Genomic DNA, 17,956 nt, shown 5'->3' with positions numbered 1-17,956 from the left:
AAATATAAAATATGAAAGTTAATAAAACAAAATTGGATAACTTATATAAGAAGTATAACAAAAAAAACTTTGTTAGCCCCGACCCTTTGCAATTTCTATATGATTACCCAAATATTAAAGAGCGCGAAATAGCTGGCCTGACAGCCGCTTGCTTTGCCTACGGCAATGTTAAGCAAATTATAAAAACGGTAAACCATATTTTATCTGTTATGGGCGGGCCGTACAAGTATATTACTACTAAAACAAAAGCGCAGATGGCGGCGGATTTTAAAGGGTTTAAATACCGCTTTACCACGGCGGAACAGTTGGTTAACTTTTTAGCTTCAATTAAAAATATCATAGCCAAATACGGCAGTTTAGAAAACTGTTTTCTTTCCTATTATAAAGACACTCACATAACGGTAGCGGAAGCGCTGGCGGGCTTTGCGGCAGAGCTGCGCTCACACGGCGAAATTGGCACGCTTGTGCCGGACCCGGCCAAAAAAAGCGCGCTTAAAAGGCTTAATCTGTTTTTGCGATGGATGGTCAGGACGGACGATGTAGACCCCGGCGGGTGGAACAGCGTGCCCGCAAGCAAGCTTATAGTGCCACTTGACGTGCACATGCACAGGCTCAGCCGCATGATGGGCCTTACCGCGCGTAACCAGGCGGATATGAGGACCGCGGTGGAAATTTCTTTAGCGTTCGCTTTCTTTTGTAAAGAAGACCCTATAAAATATGATTTTTGTATAACCCGTTTTGGCATACGCGATGATATGGACATAGAGGAAATTAAACGGTAGCGTGGGTAAGACGTGCCGGACATATTTGATATAATAAGGGGTAGGTTAAATGAGAAAACTTTCTTTACCCTAAACTACTGTTGAGGTTTTTATGTCTGAAAGAAAAATTAAGATAGGCGTAATAGGCGCAGGTAAAATAGGCACGTTTCACACAAGAACACTGGCAAAAATGGAAGGGATGGAACTTGTGGGCGTGTGCGACCCTGACTCTATGAGAGCGCAAAAACTTGCTTGGGAATACAATTGCACGCCTTATGAAAATTACGAATCTTTAATCCCGCAGGTAGACGCCGTAGTAGTAGCCGCGCCTACGCCGCTGCACCATAAAATAGGTATGTACTCTTTAGAACACGGCGTGCATACAATGATGGAAAAACCGATAGCCTCAAATATGGCCCAGGCCAGAGAAATGATAGACATGGCCAAAAAAAGAAATGTAGTGTTCCAAATAGGCCACGTAGAACGTTTTAACCCCGCGGTAGTAGAAGCCACCAAATATATTAAAAACCCCAGATTTATCAGCATCAACCGCCTTGGCCCCTATGACCCGCGCATGGCCGCCGTTGGCGTAGTGCTTGACCTTATGATCCACGACATTGACCTTATTTTAACTATGGTGGACAGCCCGATAGTAGATATTGAAGCCACCGGGCTTAGCGTATTTTCAGAAGCTGAAGACATTGCAAACGTACGCTTTAAATTTGAAAACGGCGCTATAGCGGACGTTACCGCGTCCCGCGCCAGCTTTGAGCGCGCGCGTTACATGCACCTGTACCAGCCAGACGCCTATATTTCAGTAGATTTTATGAACGCCGGCGTAAAAATTTATAAAAAAGAAAAACCGGTAATAAAAGACCTTAAAGACATTAGCGTTATTTACCCCGTTGTAAATAAGCAAATGCCTATTACGTCTGAACTTTTGCATTTTAAAGACAGCATTTTACATGCCAGCCCCACGGGCCCCAGCGGTGAACGCGGCGCCATGGCGTTGGAGATTGCCATGCAGATAGAAGAAAAAATTATGCGTTATGATTTGCCAAAATCCCCGTCTTCAGGCCCGGCCACGGCGCCGCAGTCTCTTAAGGCTGTGGTAGACGTTGCCCGCGCCGCCAAAATAGTTATGGACGAAGCCATAGGCAGCATTAGAGGAAAAGGAGAAAAATAGTTATGGCTACAATTTTGCCTACAAGCAGGAACGTTTTAATTATAGCGGGTGACGTAAGCGGCGATTTGCACGCCAGCAATTTAGTGCGTGAAATGAAAGCCCAGCACCCCGAACTTAACATTACCGCCATGGGCGGCCAGCGCCTTAAAGCGGTTGCCGATAATTTTTTGTTTGACCTTGCCGCCAAAGGCGCCAGCGGGTTTGTGGCACCGCTGCTCAAAATACCGTTTTGGATAAAACTGCTAAGCATGGTGCGTAATTATATGGACACACAGCACCCCGCTTGTGTAATTGTGGTGGATTTTTACGGGTTTAACTCACAGGTTTTGGGTATGGCCAGGCACCGCAAAATACCCGCCTACTACTACGTAACCCCGCAGGTTTGGGCCAGCAGGCAGTATAGAACCAAAAGCATCGCGCTTAATACCAAAAAAGCTATTACCATTTTCCCCTTTGAGCCTGAATTCCACGCCAAATACGGCGGCAACGCTGTATTTTTAGGCAACCCGCTTTTAGATATTATGCCCCAGCCGGAAGAAAAGGTTTTTGACGGTACATACCATTTAGGTTTGCTGCCCGGCAGCAGAGTGGGCGAGATTAAAAGGCATACAGAACTTTTTTACCAGACTTACAGAGAAGTGTTAAAACAATTCCCCAGCACAAAGGCGTATTTATTCTGCGTGCCGGAATTTGACGACGCTTACTACCGTGAGTTGCTTGGCGACAAAAGCGCCAGCGTAGAGCTTGTGCGCGAAACTAATTATGAACAACGCGCCAAGATGGACTTTTTAATAACCTGCTCCGGTACCGCCACCTTAGAAAACGCCTTGCTTGGCGTGCCCATGCTGGTGGCGTATAAAATGAGCGCTGTTACCTACCGTATAGCCAAGGCTATTATAAAAGTGCCTTATATTTCCCTTGTCAATATTTTGGCTAAAAAGGAAATTGTAAAAGAATTTATCCAAGACAGCGCGAATGTTAAAAACCTTTCCGGCGAGGTTATGTCATACTTCCAAAACCCCGGCAAGATGCAAAACATGAGAGAAGAATTGCTTAAAATAAGACACTCCTTAGGGGAGCCGGGCGTGGCAAAGCGCGCGGCCGAGCTTATTTTGGGCGAGGTTTTCCCACAGCAAAACTAACCCCTTGGCAACAGGAATCACGCTATGGCTAACATGACCAAGCAGGAAATGCTTGAAAAATTTAAAAGCTACAACCCCACGCAAGATACAGACCTTCTTGAGCGCGCCTATGAGTTTGGCAGAAAAGCGCATGAAGGGCAGATGCGCGCGTCGGGCGACCCGTACTTTGATAACCACTGTATGGCTGTTGTAGAAATACTGTTAGACCATAAACTTGATATGGAAACGCTGTGCGCGGGCCTCTTGCACGACATTTTGGAAGATACAAAGTATAAAGTAGCTGATATGGAAAAAATGTTTGGCAAAAACATTACCCATATGGTGCAGGGCGTTACCAAAATAAGTGACCTTAAATTTACCTCCAGCGACGAAGAAACCGTAGAAAACTGGCGCAAAATGCTTGTGGCCATAGCTAAAGACGTGCGCGTGGTACTGGTAAAACTGGCTGACAGAACGCACAATATGCGCACACTGGAATTTTTGCCTGACCCGGCCAGAAGAAAGCGCAAAGCTACCGAGACCCTTAACCTGTACGCGCCCTTAGCGCAGCGTCTTGGTATGTTCAGCTTAAAATCAGAGTTGGAAGACCTTTCTTTTAAACATTTACACCCGGAAGAGTTTAATAAACTTGTAGCGCAGGTAGAAAAAAGGAATAAAGACAGAGAGGCGTCTTTAGCTTCCTTCCGCGCAAAACTTACACAGATTTTAGAGCAGGAAGGCATACCGTACAGGCTGCTTTCAAGGGCGAAAAACTACTATTCTATTTACCGCAAAATGCAAAAGCAGGATTTGACTTTTATGCAAATCCAAGATTCTTTAGGCGTTAGGATTATTACGCAGACGGTTGGTGATTGTTACAGAGCGCTTGGTATAGTGCACAGCGCTTTCCGCCCGCTTACAGGCTCTTTTACCGACTATATCGCCATGCCTAAGGTAAACATGTACCAAAGTATACATACCACTATTATTTGGGAAACCGGCGACGTTATAGAAATTCAAATACGTACAGAAGAAATGCACAGAATTTGCGAGTACGGTATCGCCGCGCACTGGCGTTATAAAGTAGGCGCGACCAAATCGGATAAAAACTTTGACGAAAAGATTAACTGGCTGCGCCAGTGGATAGAGTGGCAGCAGGATATTACCGCGCCGAGGGAATTTTTAGAAGGTTTTAAAACAGACATCACCTTACAACAGGTATTTGTATTTACACCTAAAGCGGAAGTAAAAAGCTTGCCGGAGGGCTCCACACCTATAGACTTTGCTTACTCCATTCACTCTGACATTGGCGACAAATACTGGGGCGCCAAAGTTAATAATAAAATGGTGCGTATGGATTACGTTTTTAAAACAGGCGACATTTGCGAAATTATTACACGCAACGCCTCCGGCCCAAAATATGATTGGCTGGAATTTGCCAAAACCTCGCACGCCCGCTCCAGAATAAAACGCGTGCTTAAAGAAAAAGGAATACAATTCTAATGGACAATATCCCCGGGCAGCCGCCGCTTGCGGCGGCCACAAAAACTTGCTGGAAGTGTAGCTCCGCTATAGACGCGCAGGATAATTACTGCAAGTATTGCGGCGCGGGGCAGGGTAACCATGTGGCTTGGTATTACCAGCAGTGGGGTATAATACTTTTAATATTTTTAATAGGACCGTTTGCGCTGTACAGCGTTATCAAAAGCCCGGTGCTTAGCAAAAAAGCAAAATGGGGTTACGCTATAGCGGTGGCGGTCTTTACTTTTTATATAGGTTTTGAAATATACAGGCTTACAAACTTTTTAAATACCGCTATGGAAAATTTGCTCAACGGGCGTATTGACCAATTGCCCACGTTTTAGGGTGTTTGAAATATTTAAGAGCACGAACTGTAAAATAGAGTCATGTTGAGGAGGCGCGCCAACGCGCTGATGTGGCATCTGTCTTATAAATAACAACGGGCGGAGACAAGCTCCGCCCCTACAGTTTTTGTAAAGAAGATTTGCTTTTAACCCTTTAGGGTTGGTTTAAAAATAGGACTTTTTTTAACGTAATTACATAGTTATATTTTTGTAAAATTTAATTTTAGAGTAAAACTTAGGTGTATGGAGGAATAATGCAGTCTAGCCAAACAATACAAGAGAAGCAACCTGCAGGCTTGTACCTATTAGCTGCGACTGAAATGTGGGAACGTTTCAGTTATTATGCAATGAGAGGTCTTTTTGTACTCTATTTAGTGAACGCCTTGGGCTTTGCCCAAGATAAAGCCAGCAACTTATACGGCTCATTCACAAGTTTAATCTATTTAGCGCCTTTAGCGGGCGGTTTTATAGCTGACAAATACTGGGGCCAGAGAAAGGCCATTATAGTAGGCGCCTTATTTATTATAGCCGGCCAGGTTGTAATGGGTATTAAAGGCATCAGCTTCGCTTACGTCGCCATGGGCTTGTTAATTATAGGCAACGGTTTGTTTAAACCCAATATCTCCACCATCGTGGGCGAGCTTTATGAAAAGAACGACCCCAGACGCGACGGCGGTTTTACAATTTTTTATATGGGTATTAACTTAGGCGCTTTCATCTGTAACCTTATCGCCGGTACACTGGCCGAAAAAGTTGACTGGCACTGGGGTTTTTGGACAGCGGCTTTAGGTATGGTATTCGGCCTTGGTTTATTTTTATGGGGCAAAGACAAGTATTTACAGGGCAAAGGCTTGCCCCCGGCCCAAAACAAAGCTATAGCGGCTGAAAAGAAAGAAGAAAAGAAAGAAGCCGGTTCCGAAAAACTGACCAAGCAGGAATGGCAGCGCATCGCCGTTATCTTCATATTGGCCTTCTTCAGCATTTTCTTCTGGTCCGCTTTTGAACAAGCCGGCGCCGCGCTTAACCTGTTTGCTTACCAGCATACGGATAGAGTGATAAGCTTCCTTAATTGGGAAGTGCCCGCCACATGGTTCCAGTCTTTAAACCCCATGTTCATTATTTTATTTGCCCCCGTGTTCTCTAAAATGTGGGTAGGCCTTGCTAAAAAAGGTAAAGAACCTTCCACACCTATTAAATTCGTTATAGCTTTATGGCTGCTTGCCATAGGTTTTGGCGTAATGGTACTTGGCGCTATGGCTTTAGGCCCCGGCATCAAAATAGGTATGTACTACTTAGCGCTTGCGTACATGTTCCACACACTGGGTGAATTATGTTTATCACCCGTGGGTCTGTCAATGGTTACAAAGCTTGCTCCCGCAAAGTTTGTATCGTTGCTTATGGGCGTATGGTTCCTGGCTAACGCCACGGCCAACAAACTTGCCGGTACATACTCCAGCTTGTTTGGCAAAATAGATAACGTTCAGTTCTTCTTATGGTTAGTAATAGCGCCAATGGTAGCCTCATTTGTACTGTTAGCGTTAGTAAAACCCCTCAAGAAGTGGATGCACGGTATTAAATAAGTTTTATTTAAAAAGCCCCGCCTTTTGGCGGGGCTTTTTTGTATCACAAAAAAGATTTTGAATATTTTGGCTTTGCCAAAATAAAAGCTTTCAAAATCTACTTATTAATACGGCCGTCCAGTTGGGCGGCCTTTTTGCGCTTCGCGTCTTCCAGGTGTCGCTCTCTGCGTTCGCTTAGACTCATTAGCGGTATAAATTTTCTTCGGATTTTGGCGGATTTTTAATTTTTCTACTTCCACCACACCCACCGTGTTCCCGCACCAAGTGTGCCGGAAGTAGAAAAATTAAAAATCCACTCAAACTCCTGTGAAAATCACTTTCACAACGGCACTTATAAAAACATAAAAACAGCCTCGTCCTGTTATGGGAGCGGCTGTTTTTATGGGAGCAAAAACTATTTAGATGAGGATTATTTTTTAATTTCTTCTTTGAAGTATTTTGGTGTTTTTCCGGTGATGTTAAGCCTGTAGTAGTAGTTTTTATCCTTAGCGCTAATCCATCCGCCGCCGCTGCCGCTGTCAAACTCAACAGGAGTAAATATGAAGATATTGCTTTCTTGAGGGATAAAATATTGCCCCTTGTCAGTAAGTAAGAACCACAGGTTTGCAGGAGCTTGTGTAAAAAACAGTAAGTAAAATAATACGCAAGAGAATAATATTATAAGTTTTTTCATTATAGTGGGGGCAGGGGGCCTAGCTCTGTGTCTTTGGTAAAAGGCGTTTTAAGGTATTTTTTGGCCTCGCCGTTTATGTCCCAGGTGTCGTGCTGGCGCAGGATAAGCTTGTAGATGGCCTCGGCTTCCTTTCTCTGGCCAAGCGCGTCATAGGTTTGGCCCAGGCGCAGCAGGTTCCATACCGCCCAGCGGCTGGGTTCTTTGCCGTCAAAGGAAACTTCTTTAGCTTTTAAAAGTGTTTTTAGCGCCTCATTCCACTGCCCTTTGGCCATTTGCGCCGTGCCTATGGCGGTGTATGAGCGGGGGACGTACATTTCTGTAAAAAACGGTTTTTTGCCAATATTATTTAAAAATTTGCGGGCCAAAACTATAACGGTGTCATAGTTCTTATTTTCATACTGCACAATAATTTCTACAAAGCCCATCAGCGGGTTGGCGGGGTATTTTTTAGCTACTTCCCTTATATAACCCAGCGCTTCCTGCGGGTTGTAAAAAGCGGATATACGGCTGTTATAAATTTCTACCAACAGCAGCTTGGAAGCGTCTTTAGTAAACATGCCCTTTTCGCGCGAAGTGTTAAGATAGTCAACGCCTTTTTGCGGGTCGCCTTTCATAGCTACTATTTTGGCAAGTATTTTGACAACGCTCGGCAATGTGCCCGTATAATATTCAAACATGCCCAGGCCAAAATAGGCGTCGTAAAAATCAGGGTCAACCGCTACCGCCTTTTTCATGTAAGACACGCCTTTACGGGCTGAAAAATACGCAGTTACCCAGCTTTTATTATCCATGGCAAACAAACCGCGCAGTCCGTACGCGCCGCCAAGGGCCATAAAAGCCATAGGGTCGTCGGGGTGCGTTTTAAGCCAGGAGGAAATGCCAGTTATAGAGTCCTGCAAAACAGCTTCAAAAACCTTTTTTTGCTGGGGATTACTTTTTTCAAACTCATATTCAAAACGCCCCCACTCCACCAGCATGTTGCCAAAGTGAGCGTATGGGTGATTGGGATATTTTTCAAAAGCTATGTCTATGTTTTTGCGGGCTGTTTTAAAGTCCAGGTTATAAACGGCGGTAATGCCCTCCCCGCCGTATTTTAAAACGTCATCAAGATGCTTGTCTTTTTCTTGTGAGTCTGCCATAGCTGGCGCCGTAAGCAGCACCAGCATTAGCGCAGTCAAAAATTTTCTCATTATTTTACCGTAATTTTATCTTTGCCAAAATAAGGTTTTAACGCTTCAGGTATTGTTACCGAGCCGTCCTCATGTTGGTAGTTTTCTAATATAGCGGCCAAGGTTCTGCCTACCGCTATACCGCTGCCGTTAAGCGTGTGCACAAACTCTGGCTTGTCATCGGCGTTTTTATAGCGCATGTTCATGCGTCTGGCCTGAAAGTCCGTACAGTTTGAGCAGGAAGATATTTCCCTGTATTTATTTTCGCTTGGCATCCATACTTCTATATCATATGTCTTTGCTGAAGAGAACCCCATGTCCCCCGTACAAAGTTCCACCACCCTGTAAGCCAGGCCCAGGCCTTTTAATACGTCCTCGGCCGCGCCTGTCATTTCTTCAAGGCATTTAAAAGAATCATCTTTATTTGACAGCATTACAAGCTCCACTTTATCAAACTGGTGGTTGCGTATAAGGCCGCGCGTGTCTTTGCCGTAGGCGCCGGATTCCTTTCTAAAACACGGCGTGCAGGCCGTAAGTTTTACCGGTAAATCAGCGGCGGGCAAAATGCTGTCTCTGTTCATATTGGTTAAAGCAATTTCGGCGGTGGAAATTAAAAATTGTTTAGGTTCACCTTCAAGCGCGTACATGTCGTCCCTAAATTTAGGTAATTGGCCGGTGCCGTACATAACGTTTTCGTTAACGATAACCGGGGGCACAACTTCCATAAATCCTTTTTTGTAGTGCAGGTCTAACATATAGCTGATTAAGGCGCGTTCTAACCTGGCGCCGTCGCCTTTAATTAAAGAAAACCTGCTGCCGGATAGTTTGGCGGCTGTCTCAAAATCTAATATGCCAAGGCCCTCGCCCACGCCGTGGTGGTCAAGCGGTTTAAAATTAAACTGCGGCGGTGTGCCTATTTTGCGTATTTCTTTATTATCATTTTCGTCTTTGCCAACTGTAACGCTTGCGTCTGGCATATTGGGGATATTTAAAAGCATGTCTTCAACTTTTGTTTTAAGTTCTTCAAGTTTTACTTCGTTTTCAGACATTACGGCTTTTATTTGAGCTACTTCTTTGGTAACGGCTTCCGCTTTTTCAATTTCTTTTTGGGCACGTAACGCGCCTATGGTTTTGGAAAGGTCGTTTCTTTTTGCTCTAAGTTCTTCTACGGAGGTTAGAATCTTTTTATATTCCCCGTGCGCGGCTAGTACATTGTCTATGGCGTCCGCCAGTTTTGGGTTTCTGTTTGATAAAGCTTTTTTAACTTCTTCTGTATTTGCTGCTATAAGTCTGATGTCTAACATAATTACTCCGCGTTAACTATAATTGGTTTTGGAAAATATTTTTTGTAAGGGTCAGCCTTTTTCACGGCCGACTCAAAGGTGTAGTCTAACAAAACTTTAAAGTTGGGCGGGCAAAAAGACGTCTGCCCCACCGCCACCAAAGACGCCGCCAGCAAGGTTATAAAAATAATAACTCTGCTGGCCTTGCCTATAAAATTGATGATATCGTTGCTATTGGGCTGCATATTTTTTTTGGTTTTTTAATTCTTTATTAAAACTTTTGATAAGGCGTTTGGCTATAGAATCTACCGCCGTAAGAGAGTTGGAGCTGGACGCCGTGTCCGTGCCTATCCACACAATTTCCGCTGTCTGCACGTCTACCAATTTTGCCACTATGCCGACCTGGGCGTTTATGGTGTATTCGCTTGGCTGCACGTCGCTTTGTCTAGTAACTTTTTGGCCCACGGGGCGGGAGGAAACTGTCAGCTGGCCGTCGGGCCCTTTGGTGTATTGGGTGGAATAAACAGGGTCTGTTCTGTAATTGCGTGTTTCAACCATGGTTAAGGTCTTCTTCTCAGGCGAGTAGTTGGTAATCTCACCCATTAACAGCAAATCCACACCTAAAATTTTACCAAGCATCTTTGTTGTTTCAGGTGATAAATAACCTGTAATAGAAAGGTTGTGCTCTTCAAGCACTTGTTCTATTTTTGCCCTTTCCACCACTATAAAACCGCTTTCAAGCAGGTATTTGGCAAAAGTATTTTCCGTCCCCTGGAACGCCTGCCAAGGGGAATCAAAGGCCATTATGCCAATGCGTTTAACATTGTTAAAATTGTAACTAGGGCTTATAACCGTTTTTGTGCCGCACGCAGCCAACAGTAAAACGGAGACAAGTGAAAGTATAAAAATATTTCTCATATAACTATTATATAATAACTTTAAGGACAAAAATGATATGAAAAACATTGAAAGAGCAAAAAAAATTAAAATATTGATAACCGATGTTGACGGGGTGTTGACGGACGGTAAGCTGCAGTTTTTTAACCCGGCGGGGCTGGACCCTGCCAGCGTGGAAATAAAAAACTTCTATTCCTTAGACGGCATGGGGCTTATGGCCCTTAAACTTTGCGGAGTAAAAACGGGTATTATAACGGGCGGCTCGCTTAGCGCTACGGGCGTATTTTCCAAAATTACGGCTATGGACTATGTGTACCACGGCTTTCTTGCCAAAAAACCCGCGCTTGAGCACCTGGCCAATCTTACGGGTTTTAGTTACGAAGAAATGGCTTTTGTTGGCGACGACGTTATAGACCTGCCTATTTTAAAAAGAGTAGGCCTTGCCTGCGTGGTGCCAAACGCGGCGCAGGATATGCTAAACTATGCGCATTACAAAACAACAAACGCGGGCGGTTACGGCGCTATAAGAGAAGTGGCGGAGCTTATACTGCGTGCGCAGGGTAAGTGGCAGCATTTCTTAGACTTAATTGAAGAAGGGGATTTGTACGGCGGGGCGACGGGCCAGCCGCAGCAAATATTCAGCAGGAAAGATATTGAGAAATAAGGAGAAAGCATGAAAAAAATATTATTACTTGCAGTACTTTTTGTATCGGTAAGCGCTTTCGCCGGGATAGATTACGGCTTGGAAGCGGGGCAGACGCGTCTTGGCGTATACGGCGGTATTTCCGTTCCGCAAGACTGGGATTTAGCTAACGGCGCAAGTGAAGCGCCCGGTGAAACAGGCCCTTTATTTGGTATTGAGCTTATCAGAAACATTAATACCATTTTCGCTTTAGGTATAGATCTTAACTACGCTTCTTACGGAAACAATGATATTGGTAATGGCGGAAAAATAAAATCACACCGTTTTGGCGGCAACGTGGTAGGCAGAATTAATTTTTTCCCGGAACAGCCCACACGCATTTACATTCCTGCTGGCGTGGGTTTAAATTATTATAAAGCGGAAGATAATGCCGGTAATTCAGAAAACCAGACAGGCGTTGCCTTTTTTGGCGGTGTGGGCGTAGAGTTTGACTTAAGCCCCGTTTGGACATTAGGCATGGAGGGCAGATATACTTTTATGCCTTTGGATTCTGATAAATTTGCAGATGATTTTTCATCTTTGGATTTAGTGCTTAAACTTGGCGCGAGATTCTAGTTTTTACGTTTTACGCGCGAAACCCCGGGTGAACGCCCGGGGTTTCGCCGTCTTAAAATAACAAATAAGAAATAAATTTTTGTATAATATCTTGAAACGTCCTTTGCGGGCGTAGTTCAATGGCAGAACCTTAGTTTTCCAAACTAATGACGTGGGTTCGATTCCCATCGCCCGCTTGATTTTTGGCGAGAAGAATGCCCGCTTTTTTAATAAGCGAGTTTTTGCTGGGATAGCTCAGCTGGTAGAGCATCTCCATGGTAAGGAGAAGGTCGTGGGTTCGATTCCCATTCCCAGCTTATTTTTAAAAAACAAAGCAAACAGTTAAACAAATCAGGAGAAAAAACAATATGGCAAAGGAAAAATTTGTAAGAACGAAGCCACACGTAAACGTAGGCACAATTGGACACGTTGACCACGGTAAAACGACATTAACGACAGCGTTAACGAAGGTATTAGCAAAAGAAGGCAAAGCAAAAGAGATGGGTTACGCTGATATCGCCAAAGGCGGTGTAGTAAGAGACGCGTCAAAGATCGTAACGGTAGCGGTATCACACGTTGAGTACGAATCAGACAAAAGACACTACGCGCACATTGACTGTCCGGGTCACGCAGACTATATTAAGAACATGATCACGGGCGCGGCGCAGATGGACGGCGCGATATTAGTAGTATCAGCGCAAGACGGTCCTATGCCTCAGACGAGAGAGCACGTATTGTTAGCCAAGCAGGTAAACGTACCTAAGCTGGTAGTGTTCTTAAACAAAGTAGATTTAGCGGACGCTGATTTATTAGACCTCGTAGAAATGGAAGTACGCGAACTTTTAAGCAAATATGAATTTGACGGTGACAATACGCCGGTGGTAAAAGGTTCAGCTCTTAAAGCCATTGAGGGCGACAGCAGCGAAATTGGTGAACCTTCAATTAAAAGACTTTTAGACGCGTTGGACACATGGATCCCTGAGCCTAAGAGAGAAACGGACAAACCGTTCCTTATGGCAGTGGAAGACGTGTTCTCCATCACAGGCCGCGGCACAGTAGCCACAGGCAGAATTGAGAGAGGTGTCGTAAAAGTAGGCGATACGATAGAGATAATAGGTTTTAGAGACACAATGAACACAGTAGCTACGGGTATAGAAATGTTCCGCAAACTGCTTGACCAGGGTGAAGCGGGCGACAACGTAGGTGTGTTGCTTAGAGGTGTTGAAAAGAACCAGATAGAAAGAGGGCAGGTATTAGCTGCTCCTAAATCAATCAAACCGCACACGCAGTTTAAAGGGCAGGTCTATATCTTGAAGAAAGATGAAGGCGGCAGACATACGCCGTTAACACCTGGTTACAAACCGCAGTTCTATTTTAGAACGACGGACGTAACGGGCGAGCTTGCATTTAGCGGCGACATGATAATGCCTGGTGATAACGCTGAAATAGAAGTAAAGCTTATTACTCCTGTAGCTATGGAAGAAGGCTTAAGGTTCGCAATCCGTGAGGGTGGCAGAACAGTAGGCGCAGGCGTAGTAACCAAAGTAATAGCGTAAAAGATTGAAAAAATAAAAGAGCGTTCCGTTAGGAACGCTCTTTTTTTACTTTGTAAAAAAGATTTTGAATATTTTAGCTTTGCTAAAATAACTGTTTCAAAATCATCTTATTAATACGGCCGTCCAGTTGGGCGGCCTTTTTTATCAATCAATCCCCAAATCTTTGAGTTATTTTACGTTTTTATTTTTTGACCACACCCCGTCCGCCCTTTGGGCTCCTCGCGCAAGTGTGCCCAAAAAATAAAAACGTAAACTAATCTCAAATCTTCGGGGCCCCTGGTAATTTAGCAACAAAAAAGCCCCGCCATCCGGCGGGGCTTTTTTGTTTGTAAACAACTCTTTTTTCGCTTCGCGTATCCAATGTGCCGCTCCCTTTGTTCGCTAGGGTTTCAATAATCGGAATAAAATTTCTTCGGCTTTTGGCGTCTTTTTGACTTTTCCGGTTTCAACACACGCACCGTGTTCCCGCACCAAGTGTGCTGAAACCGGAAAAGTCAAAAAGCCACTCAAACCCCTGTGAAATTCACTTCTATAACAGCACTAATAACGACATAAAACATAAGCAGATAAAAATATCGTGGCCCCAAAGAATGAAAAAATAAAAGAGCGTTCCGAATAGAATGCTCTTTTTGTTGTTAAAATACTTACTGTGCTTTTATTAATACAATATAGGCAGTTACCTCAGCGAAGTATGAACGTGAGGGTCACAAGCCAAAGCTAGGAGGAATTGAAGATATTAAAACCCCATGCTTGTAATTAAGCTTGAGCCCCTCACGGGCCTGCAGCCCTGAGGGAACGGCACTTGTTAGATACAACAAAAAGCCCGCACAATTGTGCGGGCTTTTTGTTGCAAATATACTAATTTAGTTCATATTCTGTTCTGTCACCGCTTGCTGTGGGGTTTTTGCCGCCGATAGCCGCGCAAAGCTGTTTGCCCTTGTCGTTGATTGCGGTACAAAAACGTTTGTTGTTTTTTGTTGTGTCATTAGTGTAGTTGGGGCCAAAAAATTGGATGTGATAGTCATACGCGCTGTTAACACGCCACGCGTAAGCATTTTCCGCCCCGCCTTCATCCAAAGAGTATTCAAAATTCTTTGTAATCAAAAGCTCCCCGCCGCCATCGGACGTGTCAACATTAGGTAATTCTATGTCTAAATCATCATACCAACATGAAGACTCGCTGTTGGCCAGCCTGCAGGCCAGGCCTGCTGTTTGTAATGCCTTTAATGTTGTCATAGCCTCCGCCGCGCGGGACTTTTCCACCGCTTTTGTATATTGCGGCAGCGCAATGGCGGCCAAAATGCCTATAATTAATACTACTACCAACAATTCAATTAATGTAAAACCTTTTTTCATATAAACTCCTTAATATATAATTATTAATGATACTTTTTTTGTGACGGGGTGTCTAGCGGCTTGTATAAAAGGACTATAAATACTAAAATATATAAATAGTAGATTATGCAACATTAAAACGCCAGCAGAAAGAGCGCTTTTTTGTTATAATATCTATAAGCGGAATATGCAGCCGCTTGCAAATGCTTCTAGAGGACAGATTCCCCGACGGGAAATGATGCCCTCAAGGGCGTTTATTCTATGTTAAGCATAAGTGTCGGCTAAGCCGCACTAACTATAATGTCCAATCGTACGGATACTTAAGAGGAACAAAATATGGCTAATGAAAGACTTACAATCGTGCTCTCATGCACAGAATGCAAAAATAAAAACTATTACTATGCCCGCGGCAAAAAGAAAGATTTTAAACTTGAAATGAACAAATTTTGCAAAGCCTGCGGTAAATCAACCAAGCATAAAGAAGGCAAAGCCAACTAATTGGTTTTAAGTTTTAGCAGTATTGTTTTTTGACAATTTAGATTTAGAGTCTGCGGCATTTTTATGCGAGAGCATAAAAAACGCTTAAAGATTTATGGGAGCGTCGGTTAACTGGTAAACCACTGGTCTCCAAAACCAGGACTGAAGGTTCGAGTCCTTCCGCTCCTGCCATTTTCTTCGGATTTTGGCTTATTTTCCATTTTTTCTTATGTTCGGATATGTCCGCGCTTCGCGTGTTACTTCGTAAATATACCGAACAACGAAGAAAATGAAAAATAAACTCAAACTCCTGTGAAAATCCGCGGGTTTGTGTATCCGCGTTTCTAATCTAAATAATTTGATGTAAACTCAGTAATAGAGAGAAAAATAATGAATAAAATAATAAAATTTTTCCACGAAGCCTACGGCGAACTTAAAAAGTCTAAATGGCTTAGCAGGCAGGAAGTTATACAATCCACAATATTAGTTTTTATAGTGGTGGCAATCGCTTCCGCTTATGTGGGCGCTATAGATTTTGGCCTTTCTAAAGTTATAGGTTATATTTTGGGCAGAGGAGCTTAACCATGTCTGAAAATAAAGCTTGGTACATAGTACACACCCAAACAGGGCACGAAGACAGAGTAAAAGAAAAAATTTTACTTCAGGCTGAAGTGCAAGGTTTTAACGACAGGATTTTACAGGTTTTGGTTCCTACCGAAGACGTGGTGGAAGTAAAACAAAACAAAAAAATCCAGAGAAAAAGAAAGTTTTTCCCCAGCTATGTTTTAGTTGAAATGGACATGACGAGCGAAGCCTACTGGTTTATACGCAATATTTCCGGCGTAACAGGCTTTCTTGGCGACCCTAACCCGGTTGCTTTGCCTGAGGAAGAAATTGCGGGTATTTTAGAGCTTACCCAGCCCGGCGATGGCAGACCTAAACACGTTATTGAGTTTGAAACCAACGAAAGCGTGCGCATTACAGAGGGTCCGTTTAAACATTTTATCGGCGTTGTGCAGGAAGTTAACAACCAGAAGACAAAGCTTAAAGTTATGGTTAACGTTTTTGACCGTTCCACCCCTGTAGAAGTAGATTTCTTACAGGTAGAAAAAATAAACTAATTTGATGTAACCCGGTTTAACATTTTAAGCCGGCTTACAAAAGAAGTAAACTCAAGGAGTAGTTAAATAGTATGGCAAAAGAGAAGAAAATAAAAGGTTATATTAAACTGCAAATTGGCGCAGGGTCAGCTAACCCGGCACCCCCGGTCGGTCCCGCTTTGGGCCAGCACGGCGTTAACATCATGGAGTTCTGCAAACAGTTTAATGCTAAAACCGCAAAATTAGAAAAAGGGATTAAGATTCCTGTAGTCATCTCAGTTTATGAAGACAGAACTTTCTCCTTCATCACAAAAATGCCGCCTATGGCTGTATTAATTGTTAAAAAGCTTGGCGCCGCCAAGGGTTCCGGTACACCCCATAAAGATAAAGTGGGCAAACTTACCCAAAAGCAGTGTGAAGAAATCGCCGCGGAAAAACTGCCCGATTTAAACACAAAAGACATCAAGCAAGCAGCTGAAATGGTAAAAGGCACAGCCCGCAGCATGGGTGTAGATATCGCAGGTTAGAAACGAAAGCAAGATTGTCGGAGGCTTTTATGAGAAAAGTTTTTCTTGGAATATTGTTTTTTAGTATGTTTTCCTCTTTTGGTTTGAATGCCAAAGAGTATAATTACAATAAAGAAAATGTTACGGAAAAACAAATGTCAGTTTTTAAAAGTATTTTATTAATTGACTCAAGTATTGAATTGAATATAAAATTTTATAACAGTTTTTCTGATGATTGGTCCGTTAATCGGTATTTTATTCATACAGAAAAATATTCATACCAAAAAGATAAGAAATTTGGTTGTTTTGATATTAAATTCAACAGACATTCTCCTAATATGCCAAAGATGGACTACGCATGGTTGTGTACAGAAGTAAATTATAATGATGAAAAGGTTATTTACCCTATCACAAAAAAAACGTTCTGGCAAAAATTAAGAACAGTAAAACAGTGAGGCAGCGGGGTTGTCCCCGCGTTAGGACCTTTAATAAGGAGACAGTATGGGAAAAAGAATTGAAGCAGCAAGAAAAAATGTAGACGTTAAAAAACAGTATTTACTGCCTGAAGCGGTAGCTATAGTTAAAGACAACGCAAAAGCTAAGTTTGACGAAACAGTTGAACTTCACGTTGCCTTAGGCGTCGATACCAAAAAAGCAGACCAGCAGGTTAGAAGCACGGTAGTTTTACCTAACGGCACAGGCAAAACCAAAAGAATCGCCGTAGTAGCCAAAGGTGAAAAAGCTAAAGAAGCCCAAGACGCCGGCGCGGACATTGTAGGCGGTGACGATATTATTGAAGAAGTTATGGCAGGTAAAATTAACTTTGACGTACTTCTTTCAACACCCGACACAATGAAAGACCTTTCCAAAGCGGCAAAGGTGCTTGGCCCCCGCGGCTTAATGCCTAACCCCAAAAGCGGTACTGTTACATTTGATCTTGCCACAGCTATTAAAGAATTAAAAGCAGGCAGAATTGAATTTAAAGCAGACGCGTATGGTATAGTTCACACAATCGTAGGCAAAACAAGCTTTGACGCGGATAAATTAGCCGCTAATATCAAAGCCGTTATGGATACAATCCTCAGAATTAAACCCGCAACTGCAAAAGGCCAGTATGTTAAAAGCGTAAGCGTCAGCTCAACCATGGGCCCCGGCGTACGCGTAGACTCCAACAAAATATAAGTAACTCTTTTGCAAACTAAAAGCCCCG

General features: G+C 43.4%; 21 protein-coding genes and 3 tRNA genes. 18 read left to right on the top strand and 6 right to left on the bottom strand.

Annotation, left to right across the window (positions count from 1 at the left end):
• Nucleotides 1–11: 11 nt before the first annotated feature.
• From AAIR98_RS01180 to AAIR98_RS01155, 6 genes are all read left to right on the top strand, one after another.
• Nucleotides 12–782 (top strand): TIGR02757 family protein, encoded by a 771-nt coding sequence (locus tag AAIR98_RS01180; RefSeq protein WP_423970419.1) that lies wholly within the window; start codon nt 12–14, stop codon nt 780–782.
• 91 nt (nt 783–873) lie between these two features.
• Nucleotides 874–1,947, top strand: coding sequence for a Gfo/Idh/MocA family protein (locus AAIR98_RS01175; RefSeq protein WP_423970418.1), 1,074 nt, complete (start codon nt 874–876; stop codon nt 1,945–1,947).
• Between the two features lie 2 nt (nt 1,948–1,949).
• The gene (lpxB, locus tag AAIR98_RS01170) at nt 1,950–3,089 is read left to right on the top strand and encodes a lipid-A-disaccharide synthase (RefSeq protein ID WP_423970417.1); all 1,140 of its coding nucleotides are present in this window, start codon (nt 1,950–1,952) and stop codon (nt 3,087–3,089) included.
• Between the two features lie 24 nt (nt 3,090–3,113).
• The gene (locus tag AAIR98_RS01165) at nt 3,114–4,571 is read left to right on the top strand and encodes a RelA/SpoT family protein (RefSeq protein WP_423970416.1); all 1,458 of its coding nucleotides are present in this window, start codon (nt 3,114–3,116) and stop codon (nt 4,569–4,571) included.
• Nucleotides 4,571–4,933, top strand: coding sequence for a hypothetical protein (locus tag AAIR98_RS01160; protein WP_423970415.1), 363 nt, complete (start codon nt 4,571–4,573; stop codon nt 4,931–4,933). The genes AAIR98_RS01165 and AAIR98_RS01160 overlap by 1 nt, the downstream gene beginning before the upstream one ends.
• Nucleotides 4,934–5,187: 254 nt before the next feature.
• On the top strand, nt 5,188–6,513 hold the full coding sequence (locus AAIR98_RS01155) for a peptide MFS transporter (RefSeq protein WP_423970414.1): 1,326 nt from the start codon (nt 5,188–5,190) through the stop codon (nt 6,511–6,513).
• A 409-nt stretch (nt 6,514–6,922) separates the two neighbouring features.
• On the opposite strand, the gene AAIR98_RS01150 is transcribed toward AAIR98_RS01155, so the two are convergent.
• Genes AAIR98_RS01150 through AAIR98_RS01130 form a run of 5 tightly spaced genes read right to left on the bottom strand, consistent with a single transcriptional unit; the run spans nt 6,923 to nt 10,556 of the window.
• Nucleotides 6,923–7,186: a hypothetical protein gene (locus AAIR98_RS01150; protein WP_423970413.1), complete on the bottom strand. Its 264-nt coding sequence runs from the start codon at nt 7,184–7,186 to the stop codon at nt 6,923–6,925.
• On the bottom strand, nt 7,186–8,376 hold the full coding sequence (locus tag AAIR98_RS01145; RefSeq protein WP_423970412.1) for a tetratricopeptide repeat protein: 1,191 nt from the start codon (nt 8,374–8,376) through the stop codon (nt 7,186–7,188). The genes AAIR98_RS01150 and AAIR98_RS01145 overlap by 1 nt, the downstream gene beginning before the upstream one ends.
• Complete coding sequence (gene serS, locus AAIR98_RS01140) at nt 8,376–9,659, bottom strand: serine--tRNA ligase (RefSeq protein ID WP_423970411.1); 1,284 nt, start codon at nt 9,657–9,659, stop codon at nt 8,376–8,378. The genes AAIR98_RS01145 and serS overlap by 1 nt, the downstream gene beginning before the upstream one ends.
• A gap of 2 nt (nt 9,660–9,661) precedes the next feature.
• Nucleotides 9,662–9,883, bottom strand: coding sequence for a hypothetical protein (locus AAIR98_RS01135; RefSeq protein WP_423970410.1), 222 nt, complete (start codon nt 9,881–9,883; stop codon nt 9,662–9,664).
• Complete coding sequence (locus tag AAIR98_RS01130) at nt 9,870–10,556, bottom strand: CsgG/HfaB family protein (RefSeq protein ID WP_423970409.1); 687 nt, start codon at nt 10,554–10,556, stop codon at nt 9,870–9,872. Before AAIR98_RS01130 ends, AAIR98_RS01135 begins: the two co-directional genes overlap by 14 nt.
• Nucleotides 10,557–10,593: 37 nt before the next feature.
• Here AAIR98_RS01130 and AAIR98_RS01125 point away from each other — a divergent pair, with 37 nt between their 5' ends.
• From AAIR98_RS01125 to tuf, 5 genes are all read left to right on the top strand, one after another.
• Nucleotides 10,594–11,199 carry a KdsC family phosphatase gene (locus tag AAIR98_RS01125; RefSeq protein WP_423970408.1) on the top strand — a complete coding sequence of 202 codons (606 nt, stop codon included), beginning with the start codon at nt 10,594–10,596 and terminating at the stop codon, nt 11,197–11,199.
• Nucleotides 11,200–11,208: 9 nt separating this feature from the next.
• Entirely contained in the window at nt 11,209–11,793 is a 585-nt protein-coding gene (locus tag AAIR98_RS01120; RefSeq protein ID WP_423970407.1) for an outer membrane beta-barrel protein, read from the top strand.
• A 105-nt stretch (nt 11,794–11,898) separates the two neighbouring features.
• Nucleotides 11,899–11,969 (top strand) — tRNA-Gly (locus tag AAIR98_RS01115).
• 47 nt (nt 11,970–12,016) lie between these two features.
• Nucleotides 12,017–12,089: transfer RNA gene (locus AAIR98_RS01110), tRNA-Thr, on the top strand.
• A 51-nt stretch (nt 12,090–12,140) separates the two neighbouring features.
• Entirely contained in the window at nt 12,141–13,328 is a 1,188-nt protein-coding gene (gene tuf / locus AAIR98_RS01105; protein ID WP_423970368.1) for an elongation factor Tu, read from the top strand.
• Between the two features lie 858 nt (nt 13,329–14,186).
• Here tuf and AAIR98_RS01100 read toward each other — a convergent pair.
• Nucleotides 14,187–14,684 carry a type IV pilin protein gene (locus AAIR98_RS01100; protein WP_423970367.1) on the bottom strand — a complete coding sequence of 166 codons (498 nt, stop codon included), beginning with the start codon at nt 14,682–14,684 and terminating at the stop codon, nt 14,187–14,189.
• A 315-nt stretch (nt 14,685–14,999) separates the two neighbouring features.
• Between AAIR98_RS01100 and rpmG the strand changes: the two genes are divergently transcribed.
• From rpmG to rplA, 7 genes are all read left to right on the top strand, one after another.
• Entirely contained in the window at nt 15,000–15,161 is a 162-nt protein-coding gene (gene rpmG / locus AAIR98_RS01095) for a 50S ribosomal protein L33 (protein WP_423970366.1), read from the top strand.
• A gap of 96 nt (nt 15,162–15,257) precedes the next feature.
• Nucleotides 15,258–15,332: transfer RNA gene (locus tag AAIR98_RS01090), tRNA-Trp, on the top strand.
• A gap of 198 nt (nt 15,333–15,530) precedes the next feature.
• Entirely contained in the window at nt 15,531–15,722 is a 192-nt protein-coding gene (gene secE, locus AAIR98_RS01085) for a preprotein translocase subunit SecE (protein WP_423970365.1), read from the top strand.
• Between the two features lie 2 nt (nt 15,723–15,724).
• Nucleotides 15,725–16,261: a transcription termination/antitermination protein NusG gene (gene nusG / locus AAIR98_RS01080; RefSeq protein ID WP_423970364.1), complete on the top strand. Its 537-nt coding sequence runs from the start codon at nt 15,725–15,727 to the stop codon at nt 16,259–16,261.
• 71 nt (nt 16,262–16,332) lie between these two features.
• A complete protein-coding gene (gene rplK / locus AAIR98_RS01075; RefSeq protein ID WP_423970363.1) occupies nt 16,333–16,767 on the top strand; it encodes a 50S ribosomal protein L11 in 435 nt (144 codons plus the stop codon).
• A 29-nt stretch (nt 16,768–16,796) separates the two neighbouring features.
• Nucleotides 16,797–17,201, top strand: coding sequence for a hypothetical protein (locus AAIR98_RS01070; RefSeq protein WP_423970362.1), 405 nt, complete (start codon nt 16,797–16,799; stop codon nt 17,199–17,201).
• A gap of 46 nt (nt 17,202–17,247) precedes the next feature.
• Nucleotides 17,248–17,928: a 50S ribosomal protein L1 gene (gene rplA, locus AAIR98_RS01065; RefSeq protein ID WP_423970361.1), complete on the top strand. Its 681-nt coding sequence runs from the start codon at nt 17,248–17,250 to the stop codon at nt 17,926–17,928.
• The last annotated feature ends 28 nt before the right edge of the window (nt 17,929–17,956 follow it).

Origin of the sequence: Elusimicrobium simillimum (genome assembly GCF_049639735.1) — a bacterium.
Lineage (GTDB): Bacteria > Elusimicrobiota > Elusimicrobia > Elusimicrobiales > Elusimicrobiaceae > Elusimicrobium > Elusimicrobium simillimum.
This window is presented reverse-complemented; position numbering and strand designations above follow the sequence as displayed.

Coding starts and splice junctions, on each gene's coding strand:
- AAIR98_RS01120 (WP_423970407.1), top strand. CDS start 11,209: ATGAAAAAAATATTATTACTTGCAGTACTTTTTGTATCGGTAAGCGCT.
- rplA (WP_423970361.1), top strand. CDS start 17,248: ATGGGAAAAAGAATTGAAGCAGCAAGAAAAAATGTAGACGTTAAAAAA.
- rpmG (WP_423970366.1), top strand. CDS start 15,000: ATGGCTAATGAAAGACTTACAATCGTGCTCTCATGCACAGAATGCAAA.
- nusG (WP_423970364.1), top strand. CDS start 15,725: ATGTCTGAAAATAAAGCTTGGTACATAGTACACACCCAAACAGGGCAC.
- AAIR98_RS01160 (WP_423970415.1), top strand. CDS start 4,571: ATGGACAATATCCCCGGGCAGCCGCCGCTTGCGGCGGCCACAAAAACT.
- rplK (WP_423970363.1), top strand. CDS start 16,333: ATGGCAAAAGAGAAGAAAATAAAAGGTTATATTAAACTGCAAATTGGC.
- AAIR98_RS01125 (WP_423970408.1), top strand. CDS start 10,594: ATGAAAAACATTGAAAGAGCAAAAAAAATTAAAATATTGATAACCGAT.
- AAIR98_RS01130 (WP_423970409.1), bottom strand. CDS start 10,556: ATGAGAAATATTTTTATACTTTCACTTGTCTCCGTTTTACTGTTGGCT.
- AAIR98_RS01155 (WP_423970414.1), top strand. CDS start 5,188: ATGCAGTCTAGCCAAACAATACAAGAGAAGCAACCTGCAGGCTTGTAC.
- secE (WP_423970365.1), top strand. CDS start 15,531: ATGAATAAAATAATAAAATTTTTCCACGAAGCCTACGGCGAACTTAAA.
- AAIR98_RS01165 (WP_423970416.1), top strand. CDS start 3,114: ATGGCTAACATGACCAAGCAGGAAATGCTTGAAAAATTTAAAAGCTAC.
- AAIR98_RS01180 (WP_423970419.1), top strand. CDS start 12: ATGAAAGTTAATAAAACAAAATTGGATAACTTATATAAGAAGTATAAC.
- AAIR98_RS01150 (WP_423970413.1), bottom strand. CDS start 7,186: ATGAAAAAACTTATAATATTATTCTCTTGCGTATTATTTTACTTACTG.
- serS (WP_423970411.1), bottom strand. CDS start 9,659: ATGTTAGACATCAGACTTATAGCAGCAAATACAGAAGAAGTTAAAAAA.
- tuf (WP_423970368.1), top strand. CDS start 12,141: ATGGCAAAGGAAAAATTTGTAAGAACGAAGCCACACGTAAACGTAGGC.
- AAIR98_RS01135 (WP_423970410.1), bottom strand. CDS start 9,883: ATGCAGCCCAATAGCAACGATATCATCAATTTTATAGGCAAGGCCAGC.
- AAIR98_RS01175 (WP_423970418.1), top strand. CDS start 874: ATGTCTGAAAGAAAAATTAAGATAGGCGTAATAGGCGCAGGTAAAATA.
- AAIR98_RS01145 (WP_423970412.1), bottom strand. CDS start 8,376: ATGAGAAAATTTTTGACTGCGCTAATGCTGGTGCTGCTTACGGCGCCA.
- AAIR98_RS01070 (WP_423970362.1), top strand. CDS start 16,797: ATGAGAAAAGTTTTTCTTGGAATATTGTTTTTTAGTATGTTTTCCTCT.
- lpxB (WP_423970417.1), top strand. CDS start 1,950: ATGGCTACAATTTTGCCTACAAGCAGGAACGTTTTAATTATAGCGGGT.
- AAIR98_RS01100 (WP_423970367.1), bottom strand. CDS start 14,684: ATGAAAAAAGGTTTTACATTAATTGAATTGTTGGTAGTAGTATTAATT.